This is a genomic window from Paenibacillus tabacirhizosphaerae, from assembly GCF_040812395.1.
Classification (GTDB): Bacteria; Bacillota; Bacilli; order Paenibacillales; family NBRC-103111; genus Paenibacillus_E.
In genome coordinates, this window is the sequence record NZ_JBFNXH010000002.1 from 13,038 (window position 1) to 39,148 (window position 26,111).

Annotated in this window: 24 protein-coding genes and 1 riboswitch; of the genes, 18 read left to right on the forward strand and 6 right to left on the reverse strand. The window is 46.1% G+C overall.

The features are described from left to right. Nucleotides 1-3: 3 nt before the first annotated feature. The 9 genes from ABRS97_RS02985 to ABRS97_RS03025 all read left to right on the forward strand — a co-directional run bounded on the left by ABRS97_RS02985 (nucleotide 4) and on the right by ABRS97_RS03025 (nucleotide 9,712). The gene (locus ABRS97_RS02985; protein ID WP_367811921.1) at nucleotides 4-1,593 is read left to right on the forward strand and encodes a S1C family serine protease; all 1,590 of its coding nucleotides are present in this window, start codon (nucleotides 4-6) and stop codon (nucleotides 1,591-1,593) included. Between the two features lie 130 nt (nucleotides 1,594-1,723). Further along, entirely contained in the window at nucleotides 1,724-2,413 is a 690-nt protein-coding gene (locus tag ABRS97_RS02990) for a response regulator transcription factor (RefSeq protein WP_367811421.1), read from the forward strand. Nucleotides 2,414-2,415: 2 nt separating this feature from the next. Further along, the gene (locus ABRS97_RS02995; RefSeq protein ID WP_367811422.1) at nucleotides 2,416-3,894 is read left to right on the forward strand and encodes a sensor histidine kinase; all 1,479 of its coding nucleotides are present in this window, start codon (nucleotides 2,416-2,418) and stop codon (nucleotides 3,892-3,894) included. A gap of 57 nt (nucleotides 3,895-3,951) precedes the next feature. Then, nucleotides 3,952-4,908 carry a 4-hydroxy-3-methylbut-2-enyl diphosphate reductase gene (locus ABRS97_RS03000; RefSeq protein ID WP_367811423.1) on the forward strand — a complete coding sequence of 319 codons (957 nt, stop codon included), beginning with the start codon at nucleotides 3,952-3,954 and terminating at the stop codon, nucleotides 4,906-4,908. Nucleotides 4,909-4,945: 37 nt separating this feature from the next. Then, nucleotides 4,946-5,485: a DUF2062 domain-containing protein gene (locus ABRS97_RS03005; protein ID WP_367811424.1), complete on the forward strand. Its 540-nt coding sequence runs from the start codon at nucleotides 4,946-4,948 to the stop codon at nucleotides 5,483-5,485. 133 nt (nucleotides 5,486-5,618) lie between these two features. Then, complete coding sequence (gene aroF / locus ABRS97_RS03010) at nucleotides 5,619-6,662, forward strand: 3-deoxy-7-phosphoheptulonate synthase (protein WP_367811425.1); 1,044 nt, start codon at nucleotides 5,619-5,621, stop codon at nucleotides 6,660-6,662. 241 nt (nucleotides 6,663-6,903) lie between these two features. Further along, entirely contained in the window at nucleotides 6,904-8,328 is a 1,425-nt protein-coding gene (gene glnA / locus ABRS97_RS03015; protein ID WP_367811426.1) for a type I glutamate--ammonia ligase, read from the forward strand. Nucleotides 8,329-8,572: 244 nt separating this feature from the next. Further along, nucleotides 8,573-9,091 (forward strand): mismatch-specific DNA-glycosylase, encoded by a 519-nt coding sequence (locus ABRS97_RS03020; RefSeq protein WP_367811922.1) that lies wholly within the window; start codon nucleotides 8,573-8,575, stop codon nucleotides 9,089-9,091. Next, the gene (locus ABRS97_RS03025; protein ID WP_367811427.1) at nucleotides 9,092-9,712 is read left to right on the forward strand and encodes an NUDIX hydrolase; all 621 of its coding nucleotides are present in this window, start codon (nucleotides 9,092-9,094) and stop codon (nucleotides 9,710-9,712) included. It abuts the gene before it with no gap. Here ABRS97_RS03025 and thpR read toward each other — a convergent pair. Then, the gene (gene thpR, locus ABRS97_RS03030; RefSeq protein ID WP_367811428.1) at nucleotides 9,709-10,359 is read right to left on the reverse strand and encodes an RNA 2',3'-cyclic phosphodiesterase; all 651 of its coding nucleotides are present in this window, start codon (nucleotides 10,357-10,359) and stop codon (nucleotides 9,709-9,711) included. The two genes, ABRS97_RS03025 and thpR, sit on opposite strands and share 4 nt — an antisense overlap. A gap of 148 nt (nucleotides 10,360-10,507) precedes the next feature. Here thpR and serC point away from each other — a divergent pair, with 148 nt between their 5' ends. From serC to ABRS97_RS03055, 5 genes are all read left to right on the forward strand, one after another. Then, complete coding sequence (serC, locus tag ABRS97_RS03035; RefSeq protein WP_367811429.1) at nucleotides 10,508-11,596, forward strand: 3-phosphoserine/phosphohydroxythreonine transaminase; 1,089 nt, start codon at nucleotides 10,508-10,510, stop codon at nucleotides 11,594-11,596. Between the two features lie 450 nt (nucleotides 11,597-12,046). Continuing rightward, a riboswitch (cobalamin riboswitch) is annotated at nucleotides 12,047-12,252 on the forward strand. A 228-nt stretch (nucleotides 12,253-12,480) separates the two neighbouring features. After that, complete coding sequence (gene nrdI, locus ABRS97_RS03040; protein ID WP_367811430.1) at nucleotides 12,481-12,840, forward strand: class Ib ribonucleoside-diphosphate reductase assembly flavoprotein NrdI; 360 nt, start codon at nucleotides 12,481-12,483, stop codon at nucleotides 12,838-12,840. Next, the gene (gene nrdE / locus ABRS97_RS03045; protein ID WP_367811431.1) at nucleotides 12,827-14,911 is read left to right on the forward strand and encodes a class 1b ribonucleoside-diphosphate reductase subunit alpha; all 2,085 of its coding nucleotides are present in this window, start codon (nucleotides 12,827-12,829) and stop codon (nucleotides 14,909-14,911) included. The genes nrdI and nrdE overlap by 14 nt, the downstream gene beginning before the upstream one ends. A gap of 22 nt (nucleotides 14,912-14,933) precedes the next feature. Next, nucleotides 14,934-15,914: a class 1b ribonucleoside-diphosphate reductase subunit beta gene (gene nrdF, locus ABRS97_RS03050; RefSeq protein ID WP_367811432.1), complete on the forward strand. Its 981-nt coding sequence runs from the start codon at nucleotides 14,934-14,936 to the stop codon at nucleotides 15,912-15,914. A 103-nt stretch (nucleotides 15,915-16,017) separates the two neighbouring features. Further along, complete coding sequence (locus ABRS97_RS03055; RefSeq protein ID WP_367811433.1) at nucleotides 16,018-17,028, forward strand: sigma-70 family RNA polymerase sigma factor; 1,011 nt, start codon at nucleotides 16,018-16,020, stop codon at nucleotides 17,026-17,028. Nucleotides 17,029-17,097: 69 nt separating this feature from the next. Here the strand turns inward: ABRS97_RS03055 and ABRS97_RS03060 are convergent, their stop codons facing one another. After that, on the reverse strand, nucleotides 17,098-17,811 hold the full coding sequence (locus ABRS97_RS03060) for a response regulator (RefSeq protein WP_367811434.1): 714 nt from the start codon (nucleotides 17,809-17,811) through the stop codon (nucleotides 17,098-17,100). A gap of 143 nt (nucleotides 17,812-17,954) precedes the next feature. Here ABRS97_RS03060 and trmL point away from each other — a divergent pair, with 143 nt between their 5' ends. Continuing rightward, the gene (gene trmL, locus ABRS97_RS03065) at nucleotides 17,955-18,419 is read left to right on the forward strand and encodes a tRNA (uridine(34)/cytosine(34)/5-carboxymethylaminomethyluridine(34)-2'-O)-methyltransferase TrmL (RefSeq protein WP_367811923.1); all 465 of its coding nucleotides are present in this window, start codon (nucleotides 17,955-17,957) and stop codon (nucleotides 18,417-18,419) included. 180 nt (nucleotides 18,420-18,599) lie between these two features. Beyond that, complete coding sequence (locus ABRS97_RS03070) at nucleotides 18,600-18,854, forward strand: AbrB/MazE/SpoVT family DNA-binding domain-containing protein (RefSeq protein ID WP_367811924.1); 255 nt, start codon at nucleotides 18,600-18,602, stop codon at nucleotides 18,852-18,854. 280 nt (nucleotides 18,855-19,134) lie between these two features. On the opposite strand, the gene ABRS97_RS03075 is transcribed toward ABRS97_RS03070, so the two are convergent. The 4 genes from ABRS97_RS03075 to ABRS97_RS03090 form a co-directional block, all read right to left on the reverse strand. After that, the gene (locus tag ABRS97_RS03075) at nucleotides 19,135-20,202 is read right to left on the reverse strand and encodes a phosphodiester glycosidase family protein (protein ID WP_367811435.1); all 1,068 of its coding nucleotides are present in this window, start codon (nucleotides 20,200-20,202) and stop codon (nucleotides 19,135-19,137) included. Further along, nucleotides 20,202-20,633: a hypothetical protein gene (locus tag ABRS97_RS03080; RefSeq protein ID WP_367811436.1), complete on the reverse strand. Its 432-nt coding sequence runs from the start codon at nucleotides 20,631-20,633 to the stop codon at nucleotides 20,202-20,204. The genes ABRS97_RS03075 and ABRS97_RS03080 overlap by 1 nt, the downstream gene beginning before the upstream one ends. Nucleotides 20,634-20,718: 85 nt before the next feature. Further along, a complete protein-coding gene (locus ABRS97_RS03085; protein ID WP_367811437.1) occupies nucleotides 20,719-22,350 on the reverse strand; it encodes a response regulator in 1,632 nt (543 codons plus the stop codon). Continuing rightward, complete coding sequence (locus tag ABRS97_RS03090; protein WP_367811438.1) at nucleotides 22,347-24,131, reverse strand: cache domain-containing sensor histidine kinase; 1,785 nt, start codon at nucleotides 24,129-24,131, stop codon at nucleotides 22,347-22,349. Before ABRS97_RS03090 ends, ABRS97_RS03085 begins: the two co-directional genes overlap by 4 nt. 190 nt (nucleotides 24,132-24,321) lie before the next feature. On the opposite strand from ABRS97_RS03090, the gene ABRS97_RS03095 reads away from it, so the two are divergent. Then, nucleotides 24,322-25,206 carry a carbohydrate ABC transporter permease gene (locus tag ABRS97_RS03095; protein ID WP_367811439.1) on the forward strand — a complete coding sequence of 295 codons (885 nt, stop codon included), beginning with the start codon at nucleotides 24,322-24,324 and terminating at the stop codon, nucleotides 25,204-25,206. Then, the gene (locus ABRS97_RS03100) at nucleotides 25,206-26,042 is read left to right on the forward strand and encodes a carbohydrate ABC transporter permease (protein ID WP_367811440.1); all 837 of its coding nucleotides are present in this window, start codon (nucleotides 25,206-25,208) and stop codon (nucleotides 26,040-26,042) included. The genes ABRS97_RS03095 and ABRS97_RS03100 overlap by 1 nt, the downstream gene beginning before the upstream one ends. Nucleotides 26,043-26,111: the final 69 nt, after the last annotated feature.

A 26,111-nucleotide genomic window follows, 5' to 3' on the forward strand; every position in this document is an offset into this window, starting at 1 on the left:
ATGATGGACGACAACAAAAAAGATTACAGCGACTTCTTTAAGCCGCAGAACAATGATAACAGCAATGAGAAGCAACCTGAGGCGCATGAACAAAATCCGAAGCAAGAAAGGCCATCTTATTACTATTCCTACGGGCCATACAAATCGGCGTTTAATGAGAATAACGATGGGGAGCCAATGACAACTTCTGCATCAGGCTCTGAAGGTACTTCCAGTGTGGAAGTTACTCCTCCCAAAAATTTGCGCCCATTCAGCTTTCAAACGGATGGCGGCGGGCAGCAAGGTTCTGGACCTTGGGATTACAATGCCAAGAAGCGCACATCTGTGAAAAGCATATTCGCGGCGTTTATGGCTGGCGCTTTGGTTGTAGGCGCACTCATGTTCAGCGCCGATAAGATGAATTTATTTACCTCTCATCAGCCGCTAGCATCGAGTGGTTCCACTTCCCAGACGACAGCGAAAAGCTCAAGCGGCAACGGCGGCGAAGTGAAAAATGTGGGCCTCGACATTGCACGTCCGAATAACATCTCGGAAATCGCGCAAAATGCCGGTCCGGCCATCGTCAAGGTTGAATCGCTAGTGAAAACGAAAAAATCGACGCGCAGCAGCGGCGGCGGCAACTCACTTTTCGACGATCCGTTCTTCCGTCAATTCTTTGGTGACAATGGCAGTGGCGGCAGTTCCGATCAGAACCAGAACCAGCAGGATTCGGGCAGCGGCGACCTGCAAGCGGCGGGCATGGGAACTGGGTTTATTTTCGAGAAAACCGGTTATATCTTGACCAATGAACACGTGGTGGATGGCGCCGATGAAGTCCAGGTAACGGTCCAAGGCTACGATAAGCCCTTTACAGCTAAGCTGTTAGGTAATAGCTATGACTTAGACTTGGCAGTTCTTAAAATCGAGAATAACAAAGACTTCCCGATTCTTCCACTTGGCAAAGCTGAGGATGTTAACGTTGGGGATTGGGTTGTAGCGATCGGAAACCCTTATGGATTCGATCATACTGTAACCGTAGGCGTACTGAGTGCCAAGGAGCGTCCTATCAGCATTCCGGATTCCAAAGGCACGCGTGAGTACAAACACTTGCTGCAAACAGATGCGTCGATTAACCCAGGTAATTCTGGCGGCCCTCTGCTTAACTTAAACGGCGAAGTGATTGGGATTAACACAGCGGTTAGCTCGCAAGCGCAAGGCATCGGATTTGCAATTCCAACCAGCACGATCTCTTCTGTCCTTGATAATTTGAAAAATAACGTTGAAATCCCTAAAGAACCTGTACCTTACTTAGGTGTTGGCTTGCAAGATATCGGTAAGGATTGGGTTTCAGAGTTGAAACTTTCCAACACTGACGGCGCTTTGGTAGGCAGCGTTCAGCGGAAAAGCCCGGCGTTTCAAGCAGGATTGCGCCAATACGACGTCATTGTAGACATCAATGGAACCAAAGTGAAAAATTCGCAAGAGCTGATTACGAAAGTGCAGGCAGCTAAAGTCGGTGATAAAGTGACGCTAGGACTCATTCGTGATGGCAAACGTGTGGAAGTTTCCGTAACTGTTGGCGATAAAAACACATCTGAAAGCACAACGAAGTAAAATTAAGCTCATTAAAGGCTAGATTAGGAATAAAAGGAAGTGGAGTCCCGCGGCCGCAAGCTTGCAGGCTCTGCTTCTTTTTGCATGTGATCGTTTTTGTTACAATGGAAGCAAGAAAGGCGGATGAAGGATGAGAGAACAAATTTTGGTTATAGATGATGACGAGAAGATTACTTCGATGTTAAGACGGGGGCTCGCTTTTGAAGGTTACTCGGTAGCTACGGCAGGCAACGGTGCGGATGGATTGAAACAGATGCTGAGCAGTGATCCTGATCTGCTCATTCTTGACGTCATGATGCCTCAAATCGATGGTTGGGAAGTGGTTCGTCGTGTGCGTGAGAGCGGAAGCGAAGTGCCTATCCTGATGCTCACCGCGAAGGATGAAATCAGTGACCGTGTCAAAGGACTGGATCTTGGCGCGGATGATTATTTGGTTAAACCATTTGCGCTCGAGGAGCTGCTGGCACGTGTGCGCGTGCTTCTTCGCCGGAGAGCGGAGCGTCCGGAGCAGCCGACGAATCGCTTGAGCTATGATGACGTTACGTTGGATTTGGATACGCGAGAGGTTTTTCGTGAAGAAAAGCAAGTTGAATTGACGACTAAAGAATTTGATTTGCTGCATCTATTTTTGCAGAATCCGAAGCGGGTCCTGTCCCGTGATATCATTATGGAGAAAATATGGGGCTATGATTACAGCGGCGAATCGAATGTCCTTGAGGTCTACATAGCGCTGCTGCGTCAAAAAACAGAAGAATATGGGCATAAACGAATCATTCAGACCGTCCGAGGAGCGGGTTACGTGCTAAGGGGAGATTCGTAGTCATGTCTTTGCGCCTTCGGCTAACTCTTTGGTATTCAGGCATCTTGGCAGTTACCATGCTGTTGTTCGGCATTGCTTTGTACTTTATTTTGAATTATTTTTTATATGATCAAGTTCGCCAGGAACTGAAAAGGGATGCGGATGATTCTTATTTGCGTGTGCAAAAAAGTTTTATACTGTCAATGAAAGGGCTTGTTATTGATTTGGAGCTTGAAAATCGTGACGTTTATACGACAAACTCGTTCCTGCAATTATACAATGTTCAGTTAAAAACCATTAACCGTTCGCAAAATCTAGATTGGTATTCCTTGACGCTACCCATTACGAAGACCACCATCGATCAATTAAAGCAAACGGATTCGTACTTTGAGAAAACGAAAGTGGCTGGCCAAGAATTTCTGATCTATAACCGGGCGATTACTGAATCGCCGAATAATCCCGAGAAGCTGGTAGGCATTCTTCAAGCGGCAGTCCCCATAGGAAGCTACGAAAGAACGTCTGTCACGTTACGAAATACCTTAATGATATGGGCGATATTAACCATTATTGTGGCGGCTTCCCTTGGATGGTTCCTTGCCCGTAAAGCGCTCAAACCAATCGACCAAGTGATTGAAGCGGCCAACCAAATCGGTAGCGGAGATGACTTGGAAAAGCGCATTCTCTATGATGGGCCACGAGATGAAATTGGGAGGCTGACCGACACGATCAATGGAATGCTTTCTCGGATTCAAATTACGTACACGGAGCTTGACGACGCTTACCGGGCCCAGCGAAGGTTCGTGTCTGATGCATCCCACGAGCTGCGAACCCCGCTAACGACGATTCGCGGCAACGTCGACCTCCTCGAGAAGATGTGGAAGCAGACTTCTGGCCAAACGCAGCTTGCCACTGCGGATCAAATGCAGCTTTCACTGGAAGCAATGCATGATATTGCCGGGGAAGCACAGCGCATGAGCCGCTTGGTTAACGATTTGCTTGCTCTAGCCAGGGCGGACGCTGGCGTTCAAATGGAGAAAACGCAGCTTGATTTGCTTCCGCTTGTGCAAGAAGTTGTTAGGCGCGCGCAGTTCCTGACACACACCGCCGAGTGGTATGTTGGGGATCTTAACGTATTAGAAGCTGTTACTGTATGGGGGAATAGGGATTATTTGCAGCAGCTTCTATTTATCTTTATTGAGAATGCTTTCAAGTATACGCCGACAGGTCGAGTGACTTTCGATGCCTTGCGGACAGACAGCTTTATTGGTCTTCGTGTGGCAGATACGGGCATTGGGATGGACAAAGAGGATGTTCCCCATATCTTCGACCGCTTCTATCGTGCGGATTTGTCCAGAGGTCAAACCACCGGCACTGGCCTAGGATTATCTATTGCGAAATGGATCATCGATGAACATGGCGGGTCAATTGAGGTGACGACGCGCAAAGAGGAAGGAAGCACTTTTGTCATTTGGCTGCCTGTCAACTTTGCTCTGTCTGAGTAATCCGTTATAATGGAAGGAAGGCACTATCAAACATAAATTTCGGAGCAGGTGGAAGAAATGGAAGTTGTCAGAATATCACCGCGTGGATATTGCTACGGAGTCGTTGACGCCATGGCACTGGCCATGCAAACGGCTAAAAATCTTAATCTGCCAAGACCAATTTATATATTAGGCATGATTGTTCATAATGCGCATGTGACCGACTTTTTCAAAGAAGAAGGGGTTGTCACGCTAGATGGTGAAAATCGGCTTGAAATATTGGAACAAATCCAGCAGGGAACGGTTATTTTCACAGCTCACGGCGTCTCTCCGGAAGTGCGCCGCAGAGCGCGGGATAAGGGTTTGACGGTCGTTGATGCCACTTGCCCTGATGTGACGAAAACGCACGATTTGATTCGGGAAAAAGTCGCAGACGGGTATGAAGTCATCTATATAGGCAAAAAGGGACATCCCGAGCCAGAGGGAGCAATTGGTGTTGCCCCAGACCATGTACATCTCATTGAGAAGTTGGAAGAGGCGGATGCACTGAATGTTCAATCTGAGCGTATTATCATTACGAACCAAACAACGATGAGTCAATGGGATATTAGACATATTATGAATCGCTTGCTGGAGATTTTTCCAAAAGCGGAAATTCATAATGAAATATGTCTTGCCACACAAGTCAGACAGGAGGCTGTGGCAGAACAGGCCAAGGAAGTTGATCTTGTTATCGTCGTGGGGGATCCTAAAAGCAATAATTCGAATCGCTTAGCGCAAGTTTCCGAAGAAATTGCCGGGGTGAGAGCTTATCGAATCGCAGATATTACCGAATTGGATCGGGCATGGCTTGCGAACGTTCGGAAAGTTGGCGTGACCTCTGGAGCTTCAACGCCTACGCCCATCACGAAAGAAGTGATTTCTTATTTGGAAGGGTACGATGCGAAAGATGAAACCAGTTGGGAACTCAAACGTACTATTAATATGAAGAAGCTCATTCCAGCTGTCAAATCCAAAGCTGCGAGCAGTGAGTGACTCCGTAACCATTCCACTCGATAGGATGAAACCCAGCATGCAAACCGCACAGAAGGTGAAAACTAAAAAAGCTCGCTACGATTGGAAAAGCACCAAACGATGGTTTAAGTATAAATACTTACTTTTGTTACGTGCCAAAGGCGGCCCTTCCAAGGTAGCTCGCGGTTTTTCAATCGGTTTATTCGTTGAAATGTTCACGCTCCCCACTGCGGGGTTTGCTTTCGTGCTTATTTTCCCGCTCGTGTACTTGTTTAGAGCCAATCTCGCAGGGGCGTTAATCGGTTTTGTGTTTGGCAAAGTGATCTATCTTCCTTTTTCCATTCTGAACAAACAAGTTGGAGATTGGCTGGTACCAAAGCATTTCAAAGTTTATCTGATTCACCATTTACCGCACATGCTTTCTAATATCATTAGAAGCGGACTGGATCTGATTATAGGCGGAATGGTTGTCGGGACGGCGTTAGGTATTATCGCTTATTTTCCAATTATGCTGCTGCTCAAATATCACTCGAATCGCCGTAAAGAGAAGCGCAGAATTCGTAAAGCTCAGCTCGTTGCATCAGACACAACTGAATAAAAAAATAATTTAGGGCTTGACGAAAATTCGTCAAGCGTTGTATATTTACTTTAGTGATTAAAAGCGTAGAAGCGAACAAGCGTTGAAGTATTCAAGTATTTAAAACAAACATTATATATAGGAGCGTGTAAACATGATTGCTATTACATCCAACAAAATTTCCGATGAGCGTATTCAAGAGATTGTACAATTTATTGAAAAACAAGGTGTGCAAGCTCACGTGTCCAAAGGTGAAGACCGTACTGTTATCGGAATTATCGGCCAAGCCGATCCTAAATTAGCCGAACAGCTGCGTCAAATGTCGGGAGTTGAACAAGTGGTGAAGATTTCTAAATCCTACAAATTAGCAAGCCGTGATTTTCATCCGGCCGATACAGTAATCAAAATTAAAGGTGTTGAAATCGGCGGTGAGCAGCTCGTAGTTATGGGCGGTCCTTGTGCGGTGGAAACGCCAGAGCAGATCGATGAAATTGCGCGTCTTGTTAAAGCGGCAGGCGGCCAAGTACTTCGCGGCGGCGCGTTCAAGCCAAGAACGGGTCCTTATAGCTTTCAAGGCGTAGGCGTTGAAGGGCTCGTGATGATGGCGGAAGCCGGCAAGAAGCATGGTCTGCTTACAATTACCGAGGTCATGACGCCTGAGTATGTCGATGTGTGCGCGGAATATGCCGACATTCTGCAAGTGGGCACTCGCAATATGCAAAACTTTGATTTGCTCCGCAAGCTTGGCACGATTCAAACCCCGGTTCTTCTGAAACGCGGATTCAGTTCAACCTACGATGAATTCCTGAATGCAGCGGAGTACATTTTAGCCGGAGGCAATCCGAATGTTATGCTTTGCGAGCGCGGAATCCGTACATTCGAAACATACACACGCAACACACTAGATCTTTCCGCTATTCCAGTGCTTAAGCAATTAAGTCACTTGCCGGTGATTTCGGATCCAAGTCACGGAACAGGGCGCAGAGAGCTGGTCGTGCCAATGACTAAAGCATCCGTCGCGGCAGGAGCAGATGGACTTATTATCGAAATGCATACAGATCCGGACAACTCGATGACAGGCGATGGCGTTCAGTCCTTGTTCCCGAATCAATTTGCTGATCTGCTCGTTGATCTAGAGAAGCTTTCCCCACTTCTTGGAAAGAAATTCGATACGAAGAAAGAAGCGATTTTCGCTTAAGACAGTGCGGTTCCCGAGATTGGTTCTTTTCTGAAATAGGAAGAGAGCCAGTCTTTTTTGTGTACATGGGTCAAAATTGTGAATAGTGTAAGATTAGCTTACACATCCATAAAAAATACCTTACATAAGTATTGACTGTGTTAGCTGAATAGCTATATAATATGTGCAAGATAACAACCAAAAAGATGAACAATAATCATGCAAAGTACGTTGAATGTACGGAAATGGGAGGGTTTTTTAAATGTCAGTTCAAAACGTGTTGAACCTTATCAAGGAAAAAAACATCGAGTGGGTAGATTTTCGTTTCGTAGGTCTTTCCGGTAAAGCGCAGCATATTTCTTTGCCAGCTTCTGAAGTAGACGAAGAAACTTTCGTGAACGGGGTAGCTTTTGACGGTTCCTCCATCCCAGGTTTCCGTGGTATTGAACAATCTGACATGGTTATGATGCCAGATACGGAAACTGCATACGTAGATCCTTTCACTGCTCATCCGACTTTAATTATTATGAGCAACATTCACACGCCTGAAGGCGAGCGTTATGATCGCGATCCTCGCTCCATCGCTCAAAAAGCGGAAGAATACCTGCAAACTACAGGTGTTGGAACAACAGCATTTTTTGCGCCTGAATCCGAATTCTTCATTTTCGACGATGTTCGTTTTGAAAATGGTATGAATAAATCTTACTTCGAAGTTGACTCCGAAGAAGCAGGTTGGAACACTGGTCGCAAAGAAGAAGGCGGAAACCTGGCTTACAAAGTACCTGTTAAAGGCGGTTACGTTCCAGTAGCTCCAATCGATTCCCAACAAGATATTCGTTCCGAAATGTGTAATAAGCTTGCAGATGCTGGCTTGCGCATTGAACGTCACCACCATGAAGTGGCTACAGCTGGTCAAGCTGAAATCAACTTCCGTTTTGACACTTTGACAAAAACAGCAGATAACCTGCTCAAATACAAATATATCGTTGCTAACACAGCTAGAGAATATGGTAAAGTAGCAACTTTCATGCCTAAACCATTGTTTGGTGACAACGGTAGCGGTATGCACGTGCATATGTCCATCTTCAATGAAGGAGAGCCTTTGTTCTACGAAAAAGGTGCATATGCAAACCTGAGCGAAATGGCTATTCATTATATCGGTGGTATCCTGTACCATGCTCCTGCTTTGATTGCTCTTACAAACCCAAGTACGAACTCTTTCAAACGTCTGGTACCTGGTTACGAAGCGCCGGTTAACCTTGTATTCTCCAAAGGTAACCGTTCCGCGGCAGTTCGTATTCCAATTGCAGCCGTGACACCTAAAGGTTGTCGTATCGAATTCCGTACACCGGACAGCACAGCTAACCCATACCTTGCATTCGCAGCTATGCTGATGGCAGGTCTTGACGGTATCAAAAAGAAAATCGATCCACGCGCTCTTGGATACGGTCCTTTCGATACAAACATCTATGAAATGTCCGACGCTGAAAAAGCAGAAATCCGCAGTGTTCCTGGAACATTGGATGAAGCTTTGGATGCTCTTGCGGCTGATTCCGACTTCTTGACTGAAGGCGGCGTATTCACACAAGACTTTATCGATAACTACATCGATTTGAAACGTGGCGAAGCAAAAGCAGTTGCGATTCGTATTCACCCACACGAGTACAACCTGTACTTCGATTGCTAATCTTTTAGCACATATATCTGTACACTTCAAAAGCTGTTTCTTCCGTGGTTTTTCTACGGGGAAACAGCTTTTTTCATTTTAAAGAAAAGATCGCTAAATGTGCGGAAAGAAATCAAGGTGGGTCACGCCTTTCATCGCAATAAATGGGATTTCAACTCCAGTTTAGCGCGCTGCGAAAAATAATGGTAATATATTGAAAAGGCGATAGGAACGGCGTGTCTAGGAGGGAGTGGATTTGTTGGATATAAGGCCGATTTCGGATCATCTTCAAGAGAACCTTCGTATACTTTTCGTCGGCTATAATCCGAGTCTTCGATCGGGAGAGACAGGGCATCACTATGCGAGTCCGAGTAACCGTTTTTATCGGATTCTATATGGAGCCGGCTTGACTCCACGATTATACAAACCTGAGGAGGATGGCGATTTACTACAGCTCGGGTACGGTTTTACGAATATTGTCGCCCGTCCGACTTTGACAGCTGCCGAAATTACCCTGGAAGAGTATCGGGAGGGGAGAGCGATCCTGAGAGATAAAATTCACACATATCGGCCTCAGGTCGTTTGTTTTGTTGGGAAGGGCGTGTATGAGCAGTACAGTGCCAAACGAGGGATGGCCTGGGGCGTTCAGAAGGAGCCGATCGTGCCTGGCGTTATCGAGTATGTATGTCCTTCTTCCAGTGGACTTGTAAGAATGAGATTGGAGGAAATGGTAACTATTTTTCGCGGAATGCTGATTTATTGTCAAGGGGAAAGGAGCACATAGATGAATATTCCATGGCTCGATTGGGCGAAGCAAATACAAGCGATTAGTCAAGCGGGGCTTGAATATGGAGAGAATGGGTACGATCTGGAGCGCTACGAGGCACTGAGGAGCATTAGCATTGAAATGATGAGCTATTTCTCGGAAACGCCTGTAGACAAGGTACGGGAGCTGTTCGCCAGCGAGACAGGCTATGCGACGCCTAAAGTAGATATTCGGGCGGTTGTATTGCGAGAGAACAAGATGCTTCTAGTGAAGGAACGAGCCGACGGGGCTTGGTCTTTGCCTGGAGGCTGGGCGGATATCGGGCTTACCCCCTCGGAAGTCGCCGTGAAGGAGACCAAAGAAGAGGCCGGTTATGAGGTACAGCCGGTTCGGTTGTTGGCGGTTCTTGACAAGAAACGCCACAATCACCCGCCTTCGCCCAACCACGTATACAAGATATTCATCTTGTGCGAGTTGGTGGGCGGAGAGGCACTAGAGGACGGTCTGGAAACGACCGGCGTCGGCTTTTTCCACGAGAGCGAGCTGCCGCCGCTCTCGGTCGAACGAAACACAGCTGATCAGATTCAGCTGATGTTCGAGCTCGCCCGCAGCACCGCTTCGCAGGTGCTGCTCGACTAGCCGCGCGCGTGTCCCCCAAGGGGGAACACGCCTAGCGGCTCATACGCCGGCTGCCGGCCCATGTGGCTGCGGTAGAGGACGATGTCCTCTACCCGCCACGCCGGCCAGCCGCCGGCTGGCGCGCCGACCGCTAGCGCTGCGCGCTGGAACGGCCCCGCCGCTGCGCGATAGCGGCGGGCCAGCGTGATATGCGGCCGATAGGCGCGAGCCTCGGCCGGAAAGCCTTGGCGGGCGCAGGCGCCTACGACGGCGTGCTGCAGCTCGGCCAGCGCGGTCGTGTCGCCGGCGACGCCCGCCCACAGGATCGACGGCGCAGCCGGAGAGCCAAACACGCCGAGACCATCGGCGCGTAAGGTGAACGGCTGCTTGGCCGCGGCTAGCTGGCGCAAGTCTGCGGCCAGCGTATCGGCGACCTCGGCGGAGGTGTCGCCGAGGAAGTGCAGTGTGATGTGGACGTCCTGCGGGTGCGTCCACTTATGGAAAGGCAGCTTCTGCTGGATGCTGCCTTTCCATAAGTCTAATGCCCCCTTAACTTCCTGTGGAAGCTGAATCCCTACAAATATCCGGTAGTTGTCAAAGGGAGTCGGTTCTTTTATTGCCGAAGTTTTTTCCATTGCGTCTACAGAGATTTCTGATGCCGATAACATAGTGGTTACAGCTCCTTTTACGACAAATTAATAACCCTAAGGTTAATTCTTTTCCTAGCATTTCCAACTGAGGTTTTACTTGATGCATGGGGAGAATATTGCTATCATAGCCATAATGCAAATACTAAAAGCAAAGGTGTGGTCATTCATGAGTAATCGGGCCTACAATTTTAATGCAGGGCCTGCGGCGCTTCCACTAGAAGTTCTGCAAAAAGCGCAAAATGAGTTTGTCGAATTCAAAGGAATCGGCATGTCGATTATGGAAATTTCACATCGCAGCGCTGAATACGAGCAAGTACATAATGAAACACAGCAATTGTTGAAACAAATTTTTAGCATTCCAGACGGGTATCAAATCCAGTTTCTTCAAGGCGGAGCCAGCACGCAATTTTCGATGATTCCTTTAAATTTCTTGAAACCTGGAAAAGTCGGCAGTTATGTGCTTACAGGCGCATGGGCGGAGAAAGCGGTTCAAGAAGCCGGATTATTCGGCGAGGTATCGATCGCAGCTAGCTCGAAAGAACAAAAGTTTATGAAAATCCCTGATTTGAGCGAAATCAATATTCATAAGGATGCGGCTTACCTTCATCTGACTTCCAATGAAACGATTGAAGGCGCGCAGTTCCAAAGCTACCCAGATACAGGCAATGTTCCTCTTATCGCGGATATGTCCAGCGATATTTTGAGCCGTCCTGTCGATGTGTCTAAATTCGGCATGATCTATGCGGGAGCACAGAAAAACCTCGGTCCTTCCGGCGTGACGGTCGTTATTGTCAAGGAAGACATGCTGCAAGATTTGCCAAAAACAATCCCTACCATGCTGCGCTATGAAATCCACAGCAAAAATAACTCCTTGTACAATACGCCTCCGGTGTATTCGATTTACATGGTGAATTTGGTGTTGAAATGGATTCAAGAGCAGGGCGGACTAGCCGTTATTGAGAAAAACAATCAAGAGAAAACAGGTCTAATCTACGGCGCAATCGATCAAAGCGGGGGCTTCTACCGTGGTCCTGTCGATAAAGGCAGCCGTTCAACAATGAATATTACGTTCCGTTTGCAGGATGAGGAGCTTGAGAAGAAATTTATCAAGGAAACGGAGCAGCAAGGTTTCGTTGGCTTGAAAGGACACCGCAGCGTTGGCGGCTTGAGAGCATCTACCTATAACGCCGTTCCTTACGCTTCATGCAAAGCGCTTGCTGATTTCATGATTGACTTCCAAAAACGTAACGGTTAAGAAGGTTTTATGTTCTCACGTGCTTCATACCGAAAGCTATTCAGACGCCCTCAGGCGGTCGTGAATAGCTTTTTTTGTTATGGACGCACAATCCATGTGCCATCAGTTTAGTACCCTTAGATAGACCGTAGAATCGGTTTCAAAGGGATAGGGTGTTTAGTTGCATAAGTTTGCAAAATTCAACAGCGAAGACATAAATTTAGTCTTGTTTTTTTGATACCGTTAGTGTTAGAATCATCAATCTGAGCATTGTCCGGGCGTGGTGCGGATCCCATTTTTGTACAAATGCAAAATTCGACAAAAGCGGATTTTCATCTCATAAATATTTTGAAATTGTGAAGTGCCTTCATGCCGCGACGTTGTTGGGTTTTGGTATTTTCAGTATCGAAGTAGACCATTTTACTCATTGACAAGCCACTATATATTGATATAAATTTGAATCTATCAACTACATATCGTGATGAAAAGGGTATCACACGTTTCATAGACTCGTGAATGATGCTTAGGGAAAATGGGTTAAAAACCGGTGCGGTCCCGCCATTGCAAGGAAAATACTCTCATCGAATATTCACTGCTTTTGTCGAAAGGGCGAAGTTGGGAGAGCGACCCGAAGAGTGAATCCAAGCCAGATAACCTGCCTTTTGCAGTGAGGCTCCCTATGGCAGATAGGATGATCTCGTCGATTCCTGACTTGCCCGGCAGGCGATATTTTCGTATGTCTGATGTGGCGTATTTGGACTTGCTTTGTGCCGAGTGCGTCGTTTTTATTTGCTTACTACTAAGTGTATTACATAGCGTTCTAGCGCTTTATAGAGTTTGAAGCTTGATCTAAATGATAGTGTCAAAATAATAGAGATAGAAGACTGTGAAGGAGACGAATCCCTATGCTGATTGCTTATGATTCCAAAACGGGTAACGTTCGGAGATTTATCGCCAAGCTGCAAATGCCGGCGGTTCAAATTGAGGATGCGATGAGGATGGACGAGCCTTTTGTGCTTGTTACGTATACAACCGGTTTTGGTCAGATCCCACCGAAGGTTGCTTCCTTCTTAGAAGAGAATCATCCGCGCATGATTGGTGTGGCGGCAAGCGGCAATCGCAATTGGGGAGACGGCTTTGCTAAAAGCGCAGACACAATCTCAGCCTTATATGATGTGCCTGTTTTAACGAAATTTGAATTATCCGGAACGAAAAACGACGTAGAACGCTTTGTACAGGGGGTAAACGCAATTGCGGCACATTGAGCTTAATAACCTATTAATGCAGCGCGGAGCAGACGGTTTTTTCCAATTGGAAAAGGATAAGGAAGCTGTCCAAGTATTTATGGAGGAAGTCCACCGTAACTCATTGACATTCCCGGACACCTCTTCCAAAGTTCGTTATATGATCGAAAACAACTATTACGAGGACGTATACAAGCATTATACAGAAGCTGAAGTTAATGAGATCTACCAAGTTGCTCATGATTCCACATTTGAGTTTGCCTCTTATATGGCAGCGTCGAAATTTTACACAGACTACGCTTTGCGAAGCGATGATAAGACGCTCTACTTGGAGCATTATCCGGATCGTGTCGCCATTGTCGCCTTGTACTTGGGACGCGGAGACGTACATACAGCGCGAGCGTTAGCGGTATCCATGATGGAGCAGCGACTGCAGCCTGCGACGCCAACGTTTCTGAATGCGGGCAAGAGCCGCCGAGGCGAGATGGTATCGTGCTTCCTCTTGGAAATGGACGATTCCCTCAATTCGATCAACTACGTACTGGCCACTTGCATGCAGCTCTCCAAAATCGGCGGTGGTGTCGCTGTCAATCTTTCCAAACTTCGCGGCCGCGGCGAATCCATTAAAGGTGTGGAGCAAGCTGCCAAAGGCATTATGCCGGTGCTCAAGCTGATGGAGGATGCCTTCTCCTATGCAGATCAAATGGGTCAGCGCAAAGGCTCGGGAGCAGCGTACTACAACATTTTCGGCTGGGACGTTATGGAGTTCCTGGACAGCAAGAAAATCAATGCGGACGAAAAGTCTCGTCTCAAAACATTATCGATCGGTCTCATCGTGCCCAATAAATTCTACAAGCTTGCGGAAGAGAACAAACCGCTTCATGTTTTTGCACCTTATACGGTCTACCAAGCATATGGCAAGCATATGGACGACATGGATATTGATGCCATGTATGACGAACTGCTGGCTGATCCGCGCGTGAAGAAGAAAGTTGTGATGAGCGCGCGAGACATGCTGATCAAAATTGCGACAACTCAGTTGGAATCCGGCTATCCATATATGATGAACAGAACGAATGCGAACAAGGACCACGCCCTCAAAGGGATCGGCACGATCAAAATGTCGAACCTTTGTACGGAAATTTTCCAATTGCAAGAAACTTCGGAAATTAACGATTACGGTCAAGAGGACCATATTCTCAGAGATATCAGCTGCAACTTGGCTTCGATGAATATTGCGAATGTGATGGATCGCAAAAAGCTGCGTGAAACCGTACACGAGGGTATGATCGCTTTGACAGCGGTCAGTGACATGACGACTGTTGCGAATGCGCCCGGTGTGGCTAAGGCGAACCGCGAGCTGCATTCCGTCGGCTTGGGTGTTATGAACCTGCACGGTTACTTGTCTAAGAATAAGATTGCCTATGAAAGTGAAGAAGCGAAGGATTTTGCCCGTACGTTCTTCATGGCTATGAATTTTTATTCCATTGAACAGAGCAAGGAAATCGCCAAAGCGAAGGGTCAAACATTCGATGGCTTTGAACATTCAGAGTATGCGAATGGCGCTTATTTCGATAAATATTTAACTACGAACTACCAGCCTGTTACGGCTAAAGTAAAAGAATTGTTCGAAGGAATGGACATTCCTACCCAGAGCGACTGGCTTGCTTTGAAAGATGAGGTTCGTGCGCACGGTTTGTATCATGCTTATCGGTTGGCTGTCGCGCCTACGCAAAGCATTTCGTATATCCAAAATGCGACTTCCAGCGTCATGCCAATTGTGGAGCCGATCGAAACACGGACATATGCCAATTCAACGACATACTATCCGATGCCTTTCATGCACCGCGAAAATTTCTTTTACTATAAATCCGCTTATCAAATGGATCAGTTCAAAATTCTTGATCTTATTGCGGAAATTCAAGAGCATGTGGATCAAGGCATCTCCACTATTCTTCATGTGAACAGTGACGTAACGACCAGACAGTTGTCCAGGTTCTACCTATACGCTGCGCATAAAGGACTAAAATCGCTCTACTACACACGAACCAATCAGCTCTCCGTTGAGGAGTGCGTCAGCTGCGCCGTGTAATTCGGAAGGGGATTAACTATAGATGAGCACAAGTACCATCGTCAATGCACCGAAAAGAGCCGTCAATTGGAACCGGCCTGATGATGATTTCACCATTACGTTCTGGAATCAAAATATTATGCAGTTCTGGACGGACGAGGAAATCCCGCTCTCTGATGATAAAATGTCCTGGATGACACTGAACGGCGCGGAACGCGATCTGTATATGAAAGTGCTTGGCGGGCTTACGCTATTGGATACGATGCAGGGCGGCGTCGGCATGCCGAAGATTCTGGAGCATGTGGAGGGCTTGCAGCGCAAAGCAGTGCTTAGCTTCATGGGGATGATGGAGCAAATCCACGCGAAGTCGTACAGCAGCATTTTTACAACGCTGTCGACGACGGAGGAGATCAACGAGATTTTCCTTTGGGTAGAACGCAATCCCTACTTACAATTCAAAGCGAACACTATTTCTCGTTATTATGACAATATCGGCACGCGCAAAGAGCTTTATCTGGCTATGGCAGCATCTGTGCTGCTTGAGAGCTATTTGTTCTATAGCGGCTTTTATTATCCGCTTTATTTGGCGGGGCAGGGGAAAATGACGAGCAGCGGCGAGATCATCGATTTGATTTTGCGGGATGAGAGTATTCATGGTCTGTACGTCGGGGTTCTTGCTCAAGAAGTTTATGCTGAGTTGAGTGTAAAAGAGCAGGATGAAGCGTATGTAACGCTGTGCGCGCTGCTCAAGGAACTTCATGCCAATGAAGAGAAGTACACAGAGAGCTTGTATGATACGCTGGGGCTATCAGAGGATGTTAAAGCATTCCTTCGTTACAATGCAAATAAGGCATTCATGAACCTGGGATTGGAACCGATGTTCCCTGAAGAGGACATCAACCCGATCGTTCTGAACGGTCTGAGCACCAAGACGAAGCAGCATGACTTTTTCTCGAAAAAAGGTAATGGTTATGTTCGTACTATTCATGTAGAACCGCTGACGGATGACGATTTTATTTTCTAACAATGATGAGGGCTGTTCCGAGGATCATACGATCTGAAGGGACGGCTTTTTTTGACTGGTTTTGTTTGTTGCTTCCGTCTTTAATAGAAAGGAGGGAGAATGTTTGGATTCGGAAAAAGAGCGCGAGCTTGTGGCCAGAGCTAGGCGGGGGGATGTAGATGCCTATTCCGTATTGCTCGGAAAATATTCGAATGCGGTCTATGCGACGGCGCTTAGCATGATCCGCGATTATCATCTAGCACAGGACATCGCACAGGAGGCTTTCGTTAAGGCATGGTTCAAGCTCGGCACGCTGGAGCAGCAGGAGCATTTCGGCGGGTGGTTGTTCATGATTACCAAGCGTTTATGTGTGGATTGGCTCAGGAAAGAAAGACCTGCGGAGCCTATCGACACTTATGCCAATCTGACTGATCGAGCGGACGGCGTTGAAGCGATCGTAGAGCGCCGTCTCGTTCAACAAACGATCTGGGATGCCGTAAATCAATTGGATGAGGCCAAGAGGCTGGTCACCATTTTGTACTACATTAGCGGCTTTACGGCGAGGGAAATCAGTCAATACTTGAGTCTTTCGATCAGTGCCGTGGAAAGTCGCATCAAGCGGTCCAAAGAACAATTAAAGAAGGAGTTGTTAAGCTATATGGCACAAGAGCTGGAAAGCAATAAAGTCGGCAAGCAATTTGAGGAAGACGTGCTGTGGAAAATCGTCCCACGCATTTCTACAATTGAAATTCCTGTAGGGGATATGACGAGAGCCATTCATTGGTATGGGCAAATTTTGGGGACAAAGGTTGTGTATCAGGACGGGCTGACCGCGATGCTGCATCTGCAGGGTGGCAATCGCATTGGTGTGCCGACTTTGTACCTCGTTCAGACGGATGATCCTCAGCGGCTGTCTTTCTTTAATACGAATACGAATATCATCCATAGTGTGATTGATTTCTTCGTGCCCGATCTCGAACGCTTCCGTTTCTTCCTTATTGATCAAGGGGTCGAGGTGACAGGCATTAACTACATTCCGGGTTTGGAGGGCATGGGCGGGTTCGGCTTTAAGGACCCCGAAGGCAACTCGCTCTCAGTCTGCAATGTCACCCATCAAGGGCAAGTATCGCCATAACTGCAAGAGGCCGTCCCTTAGCGAACATGCTGCCCAGGGACGGCCTCTTTTTTGTTTGCGGAGCACTGACTAGGCCAGCGATTCTTTCACAGCGGGCTCGGTCAGTTTATAGCCAACGTTTCTAATGGTCATAATATATTCCGGATTACGCGCGTTGTTCTCGATTTTATCCCGCAAGTGAGAGATGTGCACATCGACAATCCGGGTATCTCCAAGGAAATGGTAGTCCCAGACCCCATGCAGCAGTTGCTGACGACTTAGTACTTTGCCGCGATGCTTGCATAGGAAAAGCAGCAGCTCGAATTCTTTGGGTGTCAGCTCAATTGGCGTCCCGCCCACCGTAACTTCCCGTTGATCTGCTTTGATGGAAATTTGGCCAATATTGATAGGTGCATTCTCCACTGTGGAGGGCAGCGTTTGAATACGGCGCATGATCGCTTGAATACGGGAAATTAATTCCTGCGGGCTGAAAGGCTTCGTCATATAATCGTCGGCTCCGTTATCAAGCCCGGCGATTTTATCAGTAAGATCCTGCATGGCCGTCAGCATAATAATCGGTACGAGGTTATTCTGGTTTCTAAGCTTGCGGCACACTTGGAAGCCATCCATTTTAGGCAGCATGAGATCAAGAACAATTAAGTCAGGGCGAAATGTTTGTATAGCCTCAAACACAGCTTCTCCATCAAATACGCAATGTACTTCGAATCCGACAAGCTTCAAGTTAAATTCTATAAGCATGGAGATTGAAGGTTCATCATCCACAACTAATATTTTCTTTTTCATCGATTGGTTGCTCCTTTTATCGATTGATAATTCTATTATGTCAGGACTCTATCATCGACATATTAAGATAAAGTTAACCCAGTGTAAAATTGATTTCCAGGTTGTCTTATAATAGGATAGAGAATGAGGTGAATATTACAGAGATGGCTTTTCATATTGTATTAGTAGAACCCGAGATACCTGCCAATACAGGCAACATTTCGCGCACATGCGCAGCAACAGGCACCTATTTGCACCTGGTTAGACCGCTGGGCTTTCAAACGGATGACAAGACACTGAAACGTGCGGGTCTGGATTATTGGCATTCTGTTAAATTGGAGTATCATGATTCCTTCGATGAAGTGCTGCAAGCGTACGCCGGACATCGCTTCTTCTTCGCGACGACTAAAGCCAAGAAGAATTATACCGACTTTACTTTCCAGGACGGTGATTTTTTGGTATTTGGTAAAGAAACCAAGGGGCTTCCGGAAGAATTGCTGCGTGAGCATCCAGAGACGCTGCTTCGCCTACCCATGTCAGATGCGGTAAGATCGTTAAATTTATCGAATTCTGTTGCAATTATGCTGTATGAGGGGCTTCGTCAGACCGGTTTCGTCGGGCTTACTTAAGTTTTTTCTAAGTTGTGACGTTAAGACCGTCCATTTTGTAAGAATGAGAAAGTTTTCATTTTGAAAATAGAAGGAATTTCTCATAAAACGGCGAATACCTACGGTATCAATGCGTATAGACTGGTTAGTTTAGTTCTAGAAGCATGGAAAACGTGAGCGGAAGAGAGGTGAAGTCCTATGATGAAGCCAGCTGGTGTTGTTCGTAAAGTCGATCAATTGGGACGTATTGTACTGCCTAAATCGCTGAGGAAACGTTACCAAATGAACGAAGGAGATCCAGTAGAAATCCTTGTACAAGGCGACCATATTATTCTCGAGAGATACCGACCGAAATGTGTATTCTGTGGGAATATGGACGGTGTTAGCGAGTTTAAAGAGCGGCATATTTGCAGCGTGTGTCTTGCCGAAATGAACATGCTGAAATCCAGAGTGTAGCGACAAACAAAAAAAGCATCGCTTCTCCGCAGGGAGAAAGTCGATGCTTTTGTTTGTTATTTTGTTAAAATTACAGCCCTCTTGTCTTATCTTCGTTATAGGAAGCCGTCATCATTGCGACGATAAATAACGCGAATACCGTACAAACGAGCCAAAATGTTGCTGATAATCCAAACATGATCTGCACCTCCTATAGGTTTGAGGAACGAAATTACATATAGTTAGAAATTATTATACCCAAGGATCCGTAAAAAAGAAACGAATAAAATGTGAATTTTCGTTATTTGAAGAAAAGGAAATGGGTCGCGAGCGGTCTGAGCTTTCCATCCGAAGGACGGTTAATGACGCTTCCGTTGAAAATGAGTGTCGAGGAGCCGCCTCCATCGAGATTATAAGCATCGACGATGCCGAGCTGTTGAAGCTTATCCTGCAGTTCGGCCAGCGTTGCGCCTGAGTTGCCGCTTTCATCGTAACCGTCAGTGACAACAAACAGAAGTTGGTCGTGTTTGTAATTCGCCATGACCGTTCGGGCAGCCCTGGCAGGTGAGCTTTGCCACTGGTAAGGAATAGATGTTTTGCTGCCATTTTTGAGCAAAGTAGGAACAAAGGTTGAGCCCATTAATGGATTCATCTTGTCGAGTTCAGACTGGCTGCTAAATTTTCCGCCGATTAGCTTTCGATCCTTGTTAAGTCCGATGAAGACCGTATCGTTATTGCTTGGGAAGAAGCCATTTAAGTATTTCCCATTTATGATGGTTGTATCCAACGGGAAACGTCTGCCCTTACTGTCGTCGGCAAAGCCGCCTGCATTAATGCCAGCTATAGCCCCATAACGCTGAACCGCGTCTAGGGTCGTTTCGCTGGATCCCATCTTGTCCTTGCCGAGCACAAGCTTAATGGCTTTGTCGCTTTTGAGATTGACCTTGAGCGCGTAGCCTTTGTAGTTGCTTTCATTTAATGTAAACAGCTTAAGATCGATATTGCCCGATGAGGCCTGTTTAACGGGGCTTCCAAGTTTAGCGGTAATGCGGGAATCGTAGATGAGACCTGGTTTAGCAGCCTGTGCTGTAGCATTCTGGAGCATGGCAGAGACCTCAGCTGTGCTCTTCTCATACAATTCAAAATATTTCTGAATAATCGTTTTCGTTTGGACTGCATCGCTATTCGCTTTAACAAGTTTGGCATCCAGCGACGTAGCCTCTTGACGAAGGGAGAAGGAAGCAGCTCCGATTCGAGCGAAGTCAGCAATATGTACATTCGTAGAAACGAAAAGCAGCCAGATCAGCATGCCTAGAAATGGCGCGCAAGCCAGTAAGAACATGCGATTGATTTGTTGAACGGCATTCATTATTTCAACACATCCAAATTCTTCTGCAACTCTTCCAGCTTCTTCTTCACATCGGCAAGTTGCGTGTACAACTGATTGCTGTTATCGGTCTTGCTGTTGGCGCTGTCTTTGGTGAAAGCTAACAATTCGTTCAGCGAGTCTACTTTGCTCTGCAGAGCTTTGATGTCAGTAGTCACACTGTCTTTCAATTGAGAGACTTGCGTTTGATAGTCATCCTGAACCACTTTTAATTGCTGCTGGGTTTGCTGTGCGATATCGGTTGCGATTTCTTTCCTCAAATGCTCTGTGTACAGCATAGCTGCTGCCACTCCGATTGCGATCAGCATGACCCAACCCATGAATAGAAACAAATACGTTTTCCTTTTTACCTTGGTAGCCTTCGATGCGCGAGGAAAGGAATTCGCTGTTGCATTCTCGATGGGCATGTTCATGTTAATCACCTCTGTCTAGTAGTATACCATATTCCAGATTTTTACCAAATTCTTGCGATATCGACACGTTCCTAATAGAAAAACATTAGGTAGATTTCGAGATTTTCCGATAATCATTCGGTGAAATGCCTTCCTGCTTTTTGAAAACTTTGCTGAAATACTTCTCGTCCTGATAGCCTACCATTTCAGCCACTTGAGAAATACGTAGATGAGGATTGCTTAGCAAAATTTTCGCTTTATCCATTCGAATCTGACCTAAATAATCGGACAAGTTGACTTCAAATTCCTGCTTAAACTTACGTGAAATATACTCGCGGCTTAAGAAAAAGCGGCTGGCAATATCTTGAAGTGTAATATCCTCGTGATAATGCTGATTGAGAAAGGAAGCTATTTCAAATATGACATTTTTATCTTTTTGATGATGCTCCAATAGCAATTTGGACAAATGCACGATGCTTCGGGTAAGTTCTTGCTGCCAGAGTGTCAAGGAAAGTATACCGTGTTCATCGAGCGGAACAATTAAGCTGGCAGGTTCATCTGCGAGCAGTTGTTTGACTTCTTCTTCATTTTTGCTTGGGAAAAACTCCTGCACCCAGCGACGCTTCATGACGGTGTACTCACGCCACCAAAGATCAAGCTGCTGCGGAGTGATGGCATCGAACTGTTTAACGGCGTCGATCCATAGCTGAACGGATTCCTGAATCTGTTCCATGTTTCCGCTGCGGATTGCAAGATGAATTCGCTCCTCGTAATGACTGAATGACAATGAGCGATGTGTAGACTTCGCTGGAGATTTGGGTGTGCTGTGGATCCAGGTATCCTTGGTCATGAGATTCCGTTGCCGCAGCGCTTCTCTGGCTTCTTGATAAGATATCGACAAGTCGGCTGGAAATGCATGCGAGCCGCCAATGCCGAAATCGACACGGCTGCGCAGTGTTACACGCATCCCTTCATTAATTTTCTTCAGGAGCGTTTCAGCTTCCCGCTGTTCTTTCCACAGGAAGAGAACGATTTCGTTTTCGCTATTCCAATGCCGGAAGGCAAAGCCGCGCTGCTCCGCGGTCAAGAATTCATTGCAAATATTAACGAGCGAGAATAGCAGCAAGTCCAGATTATGGCTGAATTTGTTCTTCAGGCTGCGTTCCATCGTATCCAGGGATAAGATGGCTACACGGCAGTAATGAATATCGCGCGATAACCCAAGCTCCTTGTCAATTTGATCCGCTGAGCCTTCGTACGTAGCAGGTTCTGCGATTAGCGTCGAGAGAAGCTTGTCCCAATAGACAGGTTTAATCTGATTGATTTCCATGTTGCGCTCGTGATTTAACTGCCGGTGTTCTTCGTCTTTACTCCATGCCAGGATGGCTTTTGCCAATGCTTCATTCAATTGCTCCGCGTCGATTGGCTTCAAAATATAATCAGTTCCACCGTATTTGACCGTGTGACGTAAAAGAGAGAAGTCATCGTGACCGCTGATGACAATTGTTTTACTGTTTGGAGCTTTGGTATGCAGCCATTCCAGCAGTTGAACGCCGTTCATGATGGGCATCATCATATCGGTCATGATGATTTCAGGTTTCTCCCTTTGGATAATGTCTATCGCGGCTTCTCCGTTGGAGGCTTCATATATGGTAGTAATGCCATGCTCTTGCCAATTAACGAGGAGGCGGATCGCATCCCGTACGTGTTTCTCATCATCTACTATTAATACTTTCATTCTATGACTTCCTTCTGCATGGGAATCTTAATGACAATTCGCAAGCCTTGCGGCTCAACTGGGCTGATCTCAAGACTCGCTTCGTCGGTGAAATACAACTGAATTCGCGTCAACACATTACTGAGTCCTATATTGGCATCGTCAGAGATGGAAGGTGCATGCAAATTGCTTTTTACTTCCAGCATGCGTTCTTCCGTCATGCCGACGCCGTTGTCTTCTACGCTGATGACGAGCACTGCCCTGTTTTCTTCAACAAGGCTCGTCGTTCGTATACATAATAAGCCCGTGCTTCCGCTTGGTTTGAAACCATGTTTGAAATAATTTTCAACAAGAGGTTGCAGGATCATTTTAGGCACATTAAGCATATTGGTACTTTCTTCAATGTCAAATACAATTTCGAACTGGTGCTCAAAGCGTTGCTTTTGCAGCTCCAAGTAGGATTTCACATGATCCAGTTCTTTACGCAAAGGAACGGTAGATTCGCTTGTGTTCATGCTGTAATGCATCATTTTGGCCAAGGAGGAGATCAGGCCGTAAATCTTCGGCGCCTCATGCTGCAGTGCGAGCGTTCCGATAGATTGCAGCGCATTATTTAAAAAATGCGGATTGATTTGCGCTTGCAAAGCCATTAGCTGATTCGATTTATTGGCAAGCTCCAACCGATATTCACGCATCACCATCTGATTCAAATCCTGCATAAGGGTATGGAATCGGTTTGCTAGTATGCCTAGCTCGTCCGTTCGGGTCAGCTCAATATCGGCGTTCATTTGTCCGGCTTGGATCCGGGTTATGTAACGAATAAGCTTTTTGATTGGCGAAGTAAACATAATACTGACATATACGGTTCCAATAACGACAATGACGAGAAAAAGGGTCAGAACAAATGAATTAATCAGGGTCAATTGCCTTGCATTCTTGGTTAGCTGATCATAAGGCAATCGTTTGACGATCGTCCAGTTGACAGAGTCTGTTTTCATTTTCTCATATACATTCATCCCCGCATAGGAACCTTTGGTCCACTGATAGCTGCCGCTTTCTGCCGTGCTGAGAATAGCCTCATTTCCCCAACTGCCGTCAATCGGCTGCCCCCATTTGCTTGGATCCGGACCGAAGACAATGAAGCCGGAGTCGTCCAGAATATACAGTTCTTCCTGGTCATGCGTATACAAGTTTTTGCAGATGTCCGAGATCAAATCGAGCTGGAGGTCGATGACCAATTCTCCAATCGAACTATTATTCGGAGCATACAAGATTTTCCGATGCATAGATAGGACGGGTGAGGGAGCAAAATAATCTCGGAGCGGGATTCCATAATTATTGCTTTCATGGGTTGTTTGGAAATAAACATCCCTCTTCTCGGGAAAAGGACGTAGTTCCTCGTATTTACCATTCGAGCTTGTTGAAAGGTCGTTGACCATGAGATAAGAGCGGTTGCTGACACTTGCATATAAATAAATTTGCTTGACTTCTTTGATGGAATGGGACATAACCTGAAGTCCGCTGGCAATCACTTTGCCGCTTATATAATCAATTTCCTTTTGTCTCTGCAAAATATTGTATAACGGCTCAGTGTCTTTCGAGACTTGCTGCCCGGTATAAATGGTTAAGGAGGCTTGCGTGACACTATTCAAATAGTTGATGATGTTGGCCTTTGCCTGTGAAATGAGCACTGCATTGCTTGCGATTGTATCCTCGATTACCCGTTGTTTTGTGAAAAAATAGGAAACGACAACAGAAGTAATAAATGGAATTAAAGTGGCCAAGAGCAAAAAAAGGATCAATTTATTGCGAATGCTGTTACGGATCAGGGAGCATCATCTCGGTTTCTTGTAGGTTGTTTTTCCCCTACATTGTAGCAGGAGAGGTCAACAAATTCCACCTATTGCATCACGATAATCTGTGTTTTTCAAGAAAAATAGAATTTATACTAAAACGTAGCTTCATGATTCTGGAACATAGGGGGGAATTCCCATGAAAAACAACAAAGGCATATCAGGACTTCTTCAGCAGTGGGTATTCGTCGGCCCGGCATTACTATTTTTTGCGGTCATTGTCGTTGTTCCTTTCCTAATGAGCATTTATTACTCATTTACCGAATGGAATGGCGTCACAACTAACGTGAAATTCAACGGTTTGGATAATTTCAAACAGATTTTGTTTCATGACGAAGACTATCGGAATGCATTTTGGTTCACTACACGACTTACCGTGACGAATGTCATTCTTACGAATCTTGTTGGGTTTCTTCTGGCGCTCTTGCTCACCCAAGCACTGAAAACACGTAATGTATTGCGTACAATTTTCTTCATGCCGAACGTAATCGGCGGTTTGCTGCTTGGATTTATTTGGCAATTTATTTTCGTCAAAGGTTTTGGAACTTTAGGTGATCTGACACATCTCAGCTTTTTTCAATTGCCATGGCTCGGAGACGCGCCAACGGCTTTCTGGGGAATCGTCATCGTAAGTATTTGGCAAGGTTCAGGTTATCTGATGATTATCTACATTGCGGCACTTTCGAATGTGCCTAAAGATATGATTGAGGCTGCTTATATTGACGGTGCAACACGTCTTCAAGTGCTGCGGAGCATCATCGTACCGCTAATCATGCCGGCGGTTACCGTATGTTTATTCTTGACCATTTCCTGGTCTTTCAAAATGTTCGACCTGAACTTCTCTTTAACCAAGGGAGGGCCGTTTAACTCGACGGAATCGGTAGCGATTAACATCTATCAAGAAGCATTCCGCAATAATCGTTATGGGTTGGGAACAGCAAAAGCATTCGTATTTTTCATTGTTGTTGCCATTATTTCAACCATCCAAGTCATGTATACGAAACGCAAGGAGGTTGAAGTCTAATGGAATCTGTAAAAAAATATTCAGGGCGGCTTTTTTCGCTCGAGGTGCTGGGCATTCTGGTTGCACTATTGTTCTTGGTCCCTTTTTATTTTGTGATCGTAAATTCGCTAAAAACATTTCCGGAGCTGGCTGCTAATACAGCTAGGCTGCCTAAGAGTTTATATTTCGACAGCTATATAAAAGTATGGTCTATTATGAAATTCCCGCAAGCCTTTCTCAATTCCTTAATCGTAACGGTCGTCAGCAATGTGGGGCTTGTGCTCATCAGTTCCATGGCTGCATACCGGATGGTAAGAAAGGCAAGCAAATTTAATAACTTGGTGTTTCTCGCATTCGTTGCTGCGATGGTCATTCCATTCCAATCCATCATGATTCCTCTTGTCCGCGTGGCTAGTCAAGTTGGCCTTATGGACAGCAGATTAGGCTTGGTGGCCTGTTATTTCGGTTTTGGTGTTTCGCTGAATGTTTTCCTGTATCATGGATTTATCAAGTCCATTCCACTGGAAATTGAAGAATCAGCGACGGTTGACGGCAGCTCGGCGTATGGTGTGTTCTGGCGGATTGTTTTCCCGCTGCTGAAGCCGATGTCCGTGACGGTGGTTATTCTCAATAGCTTGTGGATTTGGAACGATTATTTGCTTCCTTCACTGGTTTTGAATTCTCCTGATCTGCGAACAATTCAACTTGCTACCTTTTCCTTCTTTGGTCAATATACGAAACAATGGGATTTGGCACTGGCCGGCCTGACGCTTAGTATATTGCCGATTGTTATTTTCTTCCTAGCCATGCAGAAGCATATTGTGGAAGGCATCACAGCAGGTTCAGTAAAAGGTTGACAGTTCGACAGAAAGGTTCAAGATTTTCCACTATTATGTTCAATATTATCTGTGTCCCAGGTTCAAGCT

What these genes read in the sequence shown, in the direction of transcription:
- ABRS97_RS02985 (WP_367811921.1), top strand. Translation starts at nt 4, where the DNA reads ATGGACGACAACAAAAAAGATTACAGCGACTTCTTTAAGCCGCAGAAC.
- ABRS97_RS02990 (WP_367811421.1), top strand. Translation starts at nt 1,724, where the DNA reads ATGAGAGAACAAATTTTGGTTATAGATGATGACGAGAAGATTACTTCG.
- ABRS97_RS02995 (WP_367811422.1), top strand. Translation starts at nt 2,416, where the DNA reads ATGTCTTTGCGCCTTCGGCTAACTCTTTGGTATTCAGGCATCTTGGCA.
- ABRS97_RS03000 (WP_367811423.1), top strand. Translation starts at nt 3,952, where the DNA reads ATGGAAGTTGTCAGAATATCACCGCGTGGATATTGCTACGGAGTCGTT.
- ABRS97_RS03005 (WP_367811424.1), top strand. Translation starts at nt 4,946, where the DNA reads ATGCAAACCGCACAGAAGGTGAAAACTAAAAAAGCTCGCTACGATTGG.
- aroF (WP_367811425.1), top strand. Translation starts at nt 5,619, where the DNA reads ATGATTGCTATTACATCCAACAAAATTTCCGATGAGCGTATTCAAGAG.
- glnA (WP_367811426.1), top strand. Translation starts at nt 6,904, where the DNA reads ATGTCAGTTCAAAACGTGTTGAACCTTATCAAGGAAAAAAACATCGAG.
- ABRS97_RS03025 (WP_367811427.1), top strand. Translation starts at nt 9,092, where the DNA reads ATGAATATTCCATGGCTCGATTGGGCGAAGCAAATACAAGCGATTAGT.
- thpR (WP_367811428.1), bottom strand. Translation starts at nt 10,359, where the DNA reads ATGTTATCGGCATCAGAAATCTCTGTAGACGCAATGGAAAAAACTTCG.
- serC (WP_367811429.1), top strand. Translation starts at nt 10,508, where the DNA reads ATGAGTAATCGGGCCTACAATTTTAATGCAGGGCCTGCGGCGCTTCCA.
- nrdI (WP_367811430.1), top strand. Translation starts at nt 12,481, where the DNA reads ATGCTGATTGCTTATGATTCCAAAACGGGTAACGTTCGGAGATTTATC.
- nrdF (WP_367811432.1), top strand. Translation starts at nt 14,934, where the DNA reads ATGAGCACAAGTACCATCGTCAATGCACCGAAAAGAGCCGTCAATTGG.
- ABRS97_RS03060 (WP_367811434.1), bottom strand. Translation starts at nt 17,811, where the DNA reads ATGAAAAAGAAAATATTAGTTGTGGATGATGAACCTTCAATCTCCATG.
- trmL (WP_367811923.1), top strand. Translation starts at nt 17,955, where the DNA reads ATGGCTTTTCATATTGTATTAGTAGAACCCGAGATACCTGCCAATACA.
- ABRS97_RS03070 (WP_367811924.1), top strand. Translation starts at nt 18,600, where the DNA reads ATGAAGCCAGCTGGTGTTGTTCGTAAAGTCGATCAATTGGGACGTATT.
- ABRS97_RS03075 (WP_367811435.1), bottom strand. Translation starts at nt 20,202, where the DNA reads ATGAATGCCGTTCAACAAATCAATCGCATGTTCTTACTGGCTTGCGCG.
- ABRS97_RS03080 (WP_367811436.1), bottom strand. Translation starts at nt 20,633, where the DNA reads ATGAACATGCCCATCGAGAATGCAACAGCGAATTCCTTTCCTCGCGCA.
- ABRS97_RS03085 (WP_367811437.1), bottom strand. Translation starts at nt 22,350, where the DNA reads ATGAAAGTATTAATAGTAGATGATGAGAAACACGTACGGGATGCGATC.
- ABRS97_RS03095 (WP_367811439.1), top strand. Translation starts at nt 24,322, where the DNA reads ATGAAAAACAACAAAGGCATATCAGGACTTCTTCAGCAGTGGGTATTC.
- ABRS97_RS03100 (WP_367811440.1), top strand. Translation starts at nt 25,206, where the DNA reads ATGGAATCTGTAAAAAAATATTCAGGGCGGCTTTTTTCGCTCGAGGTG.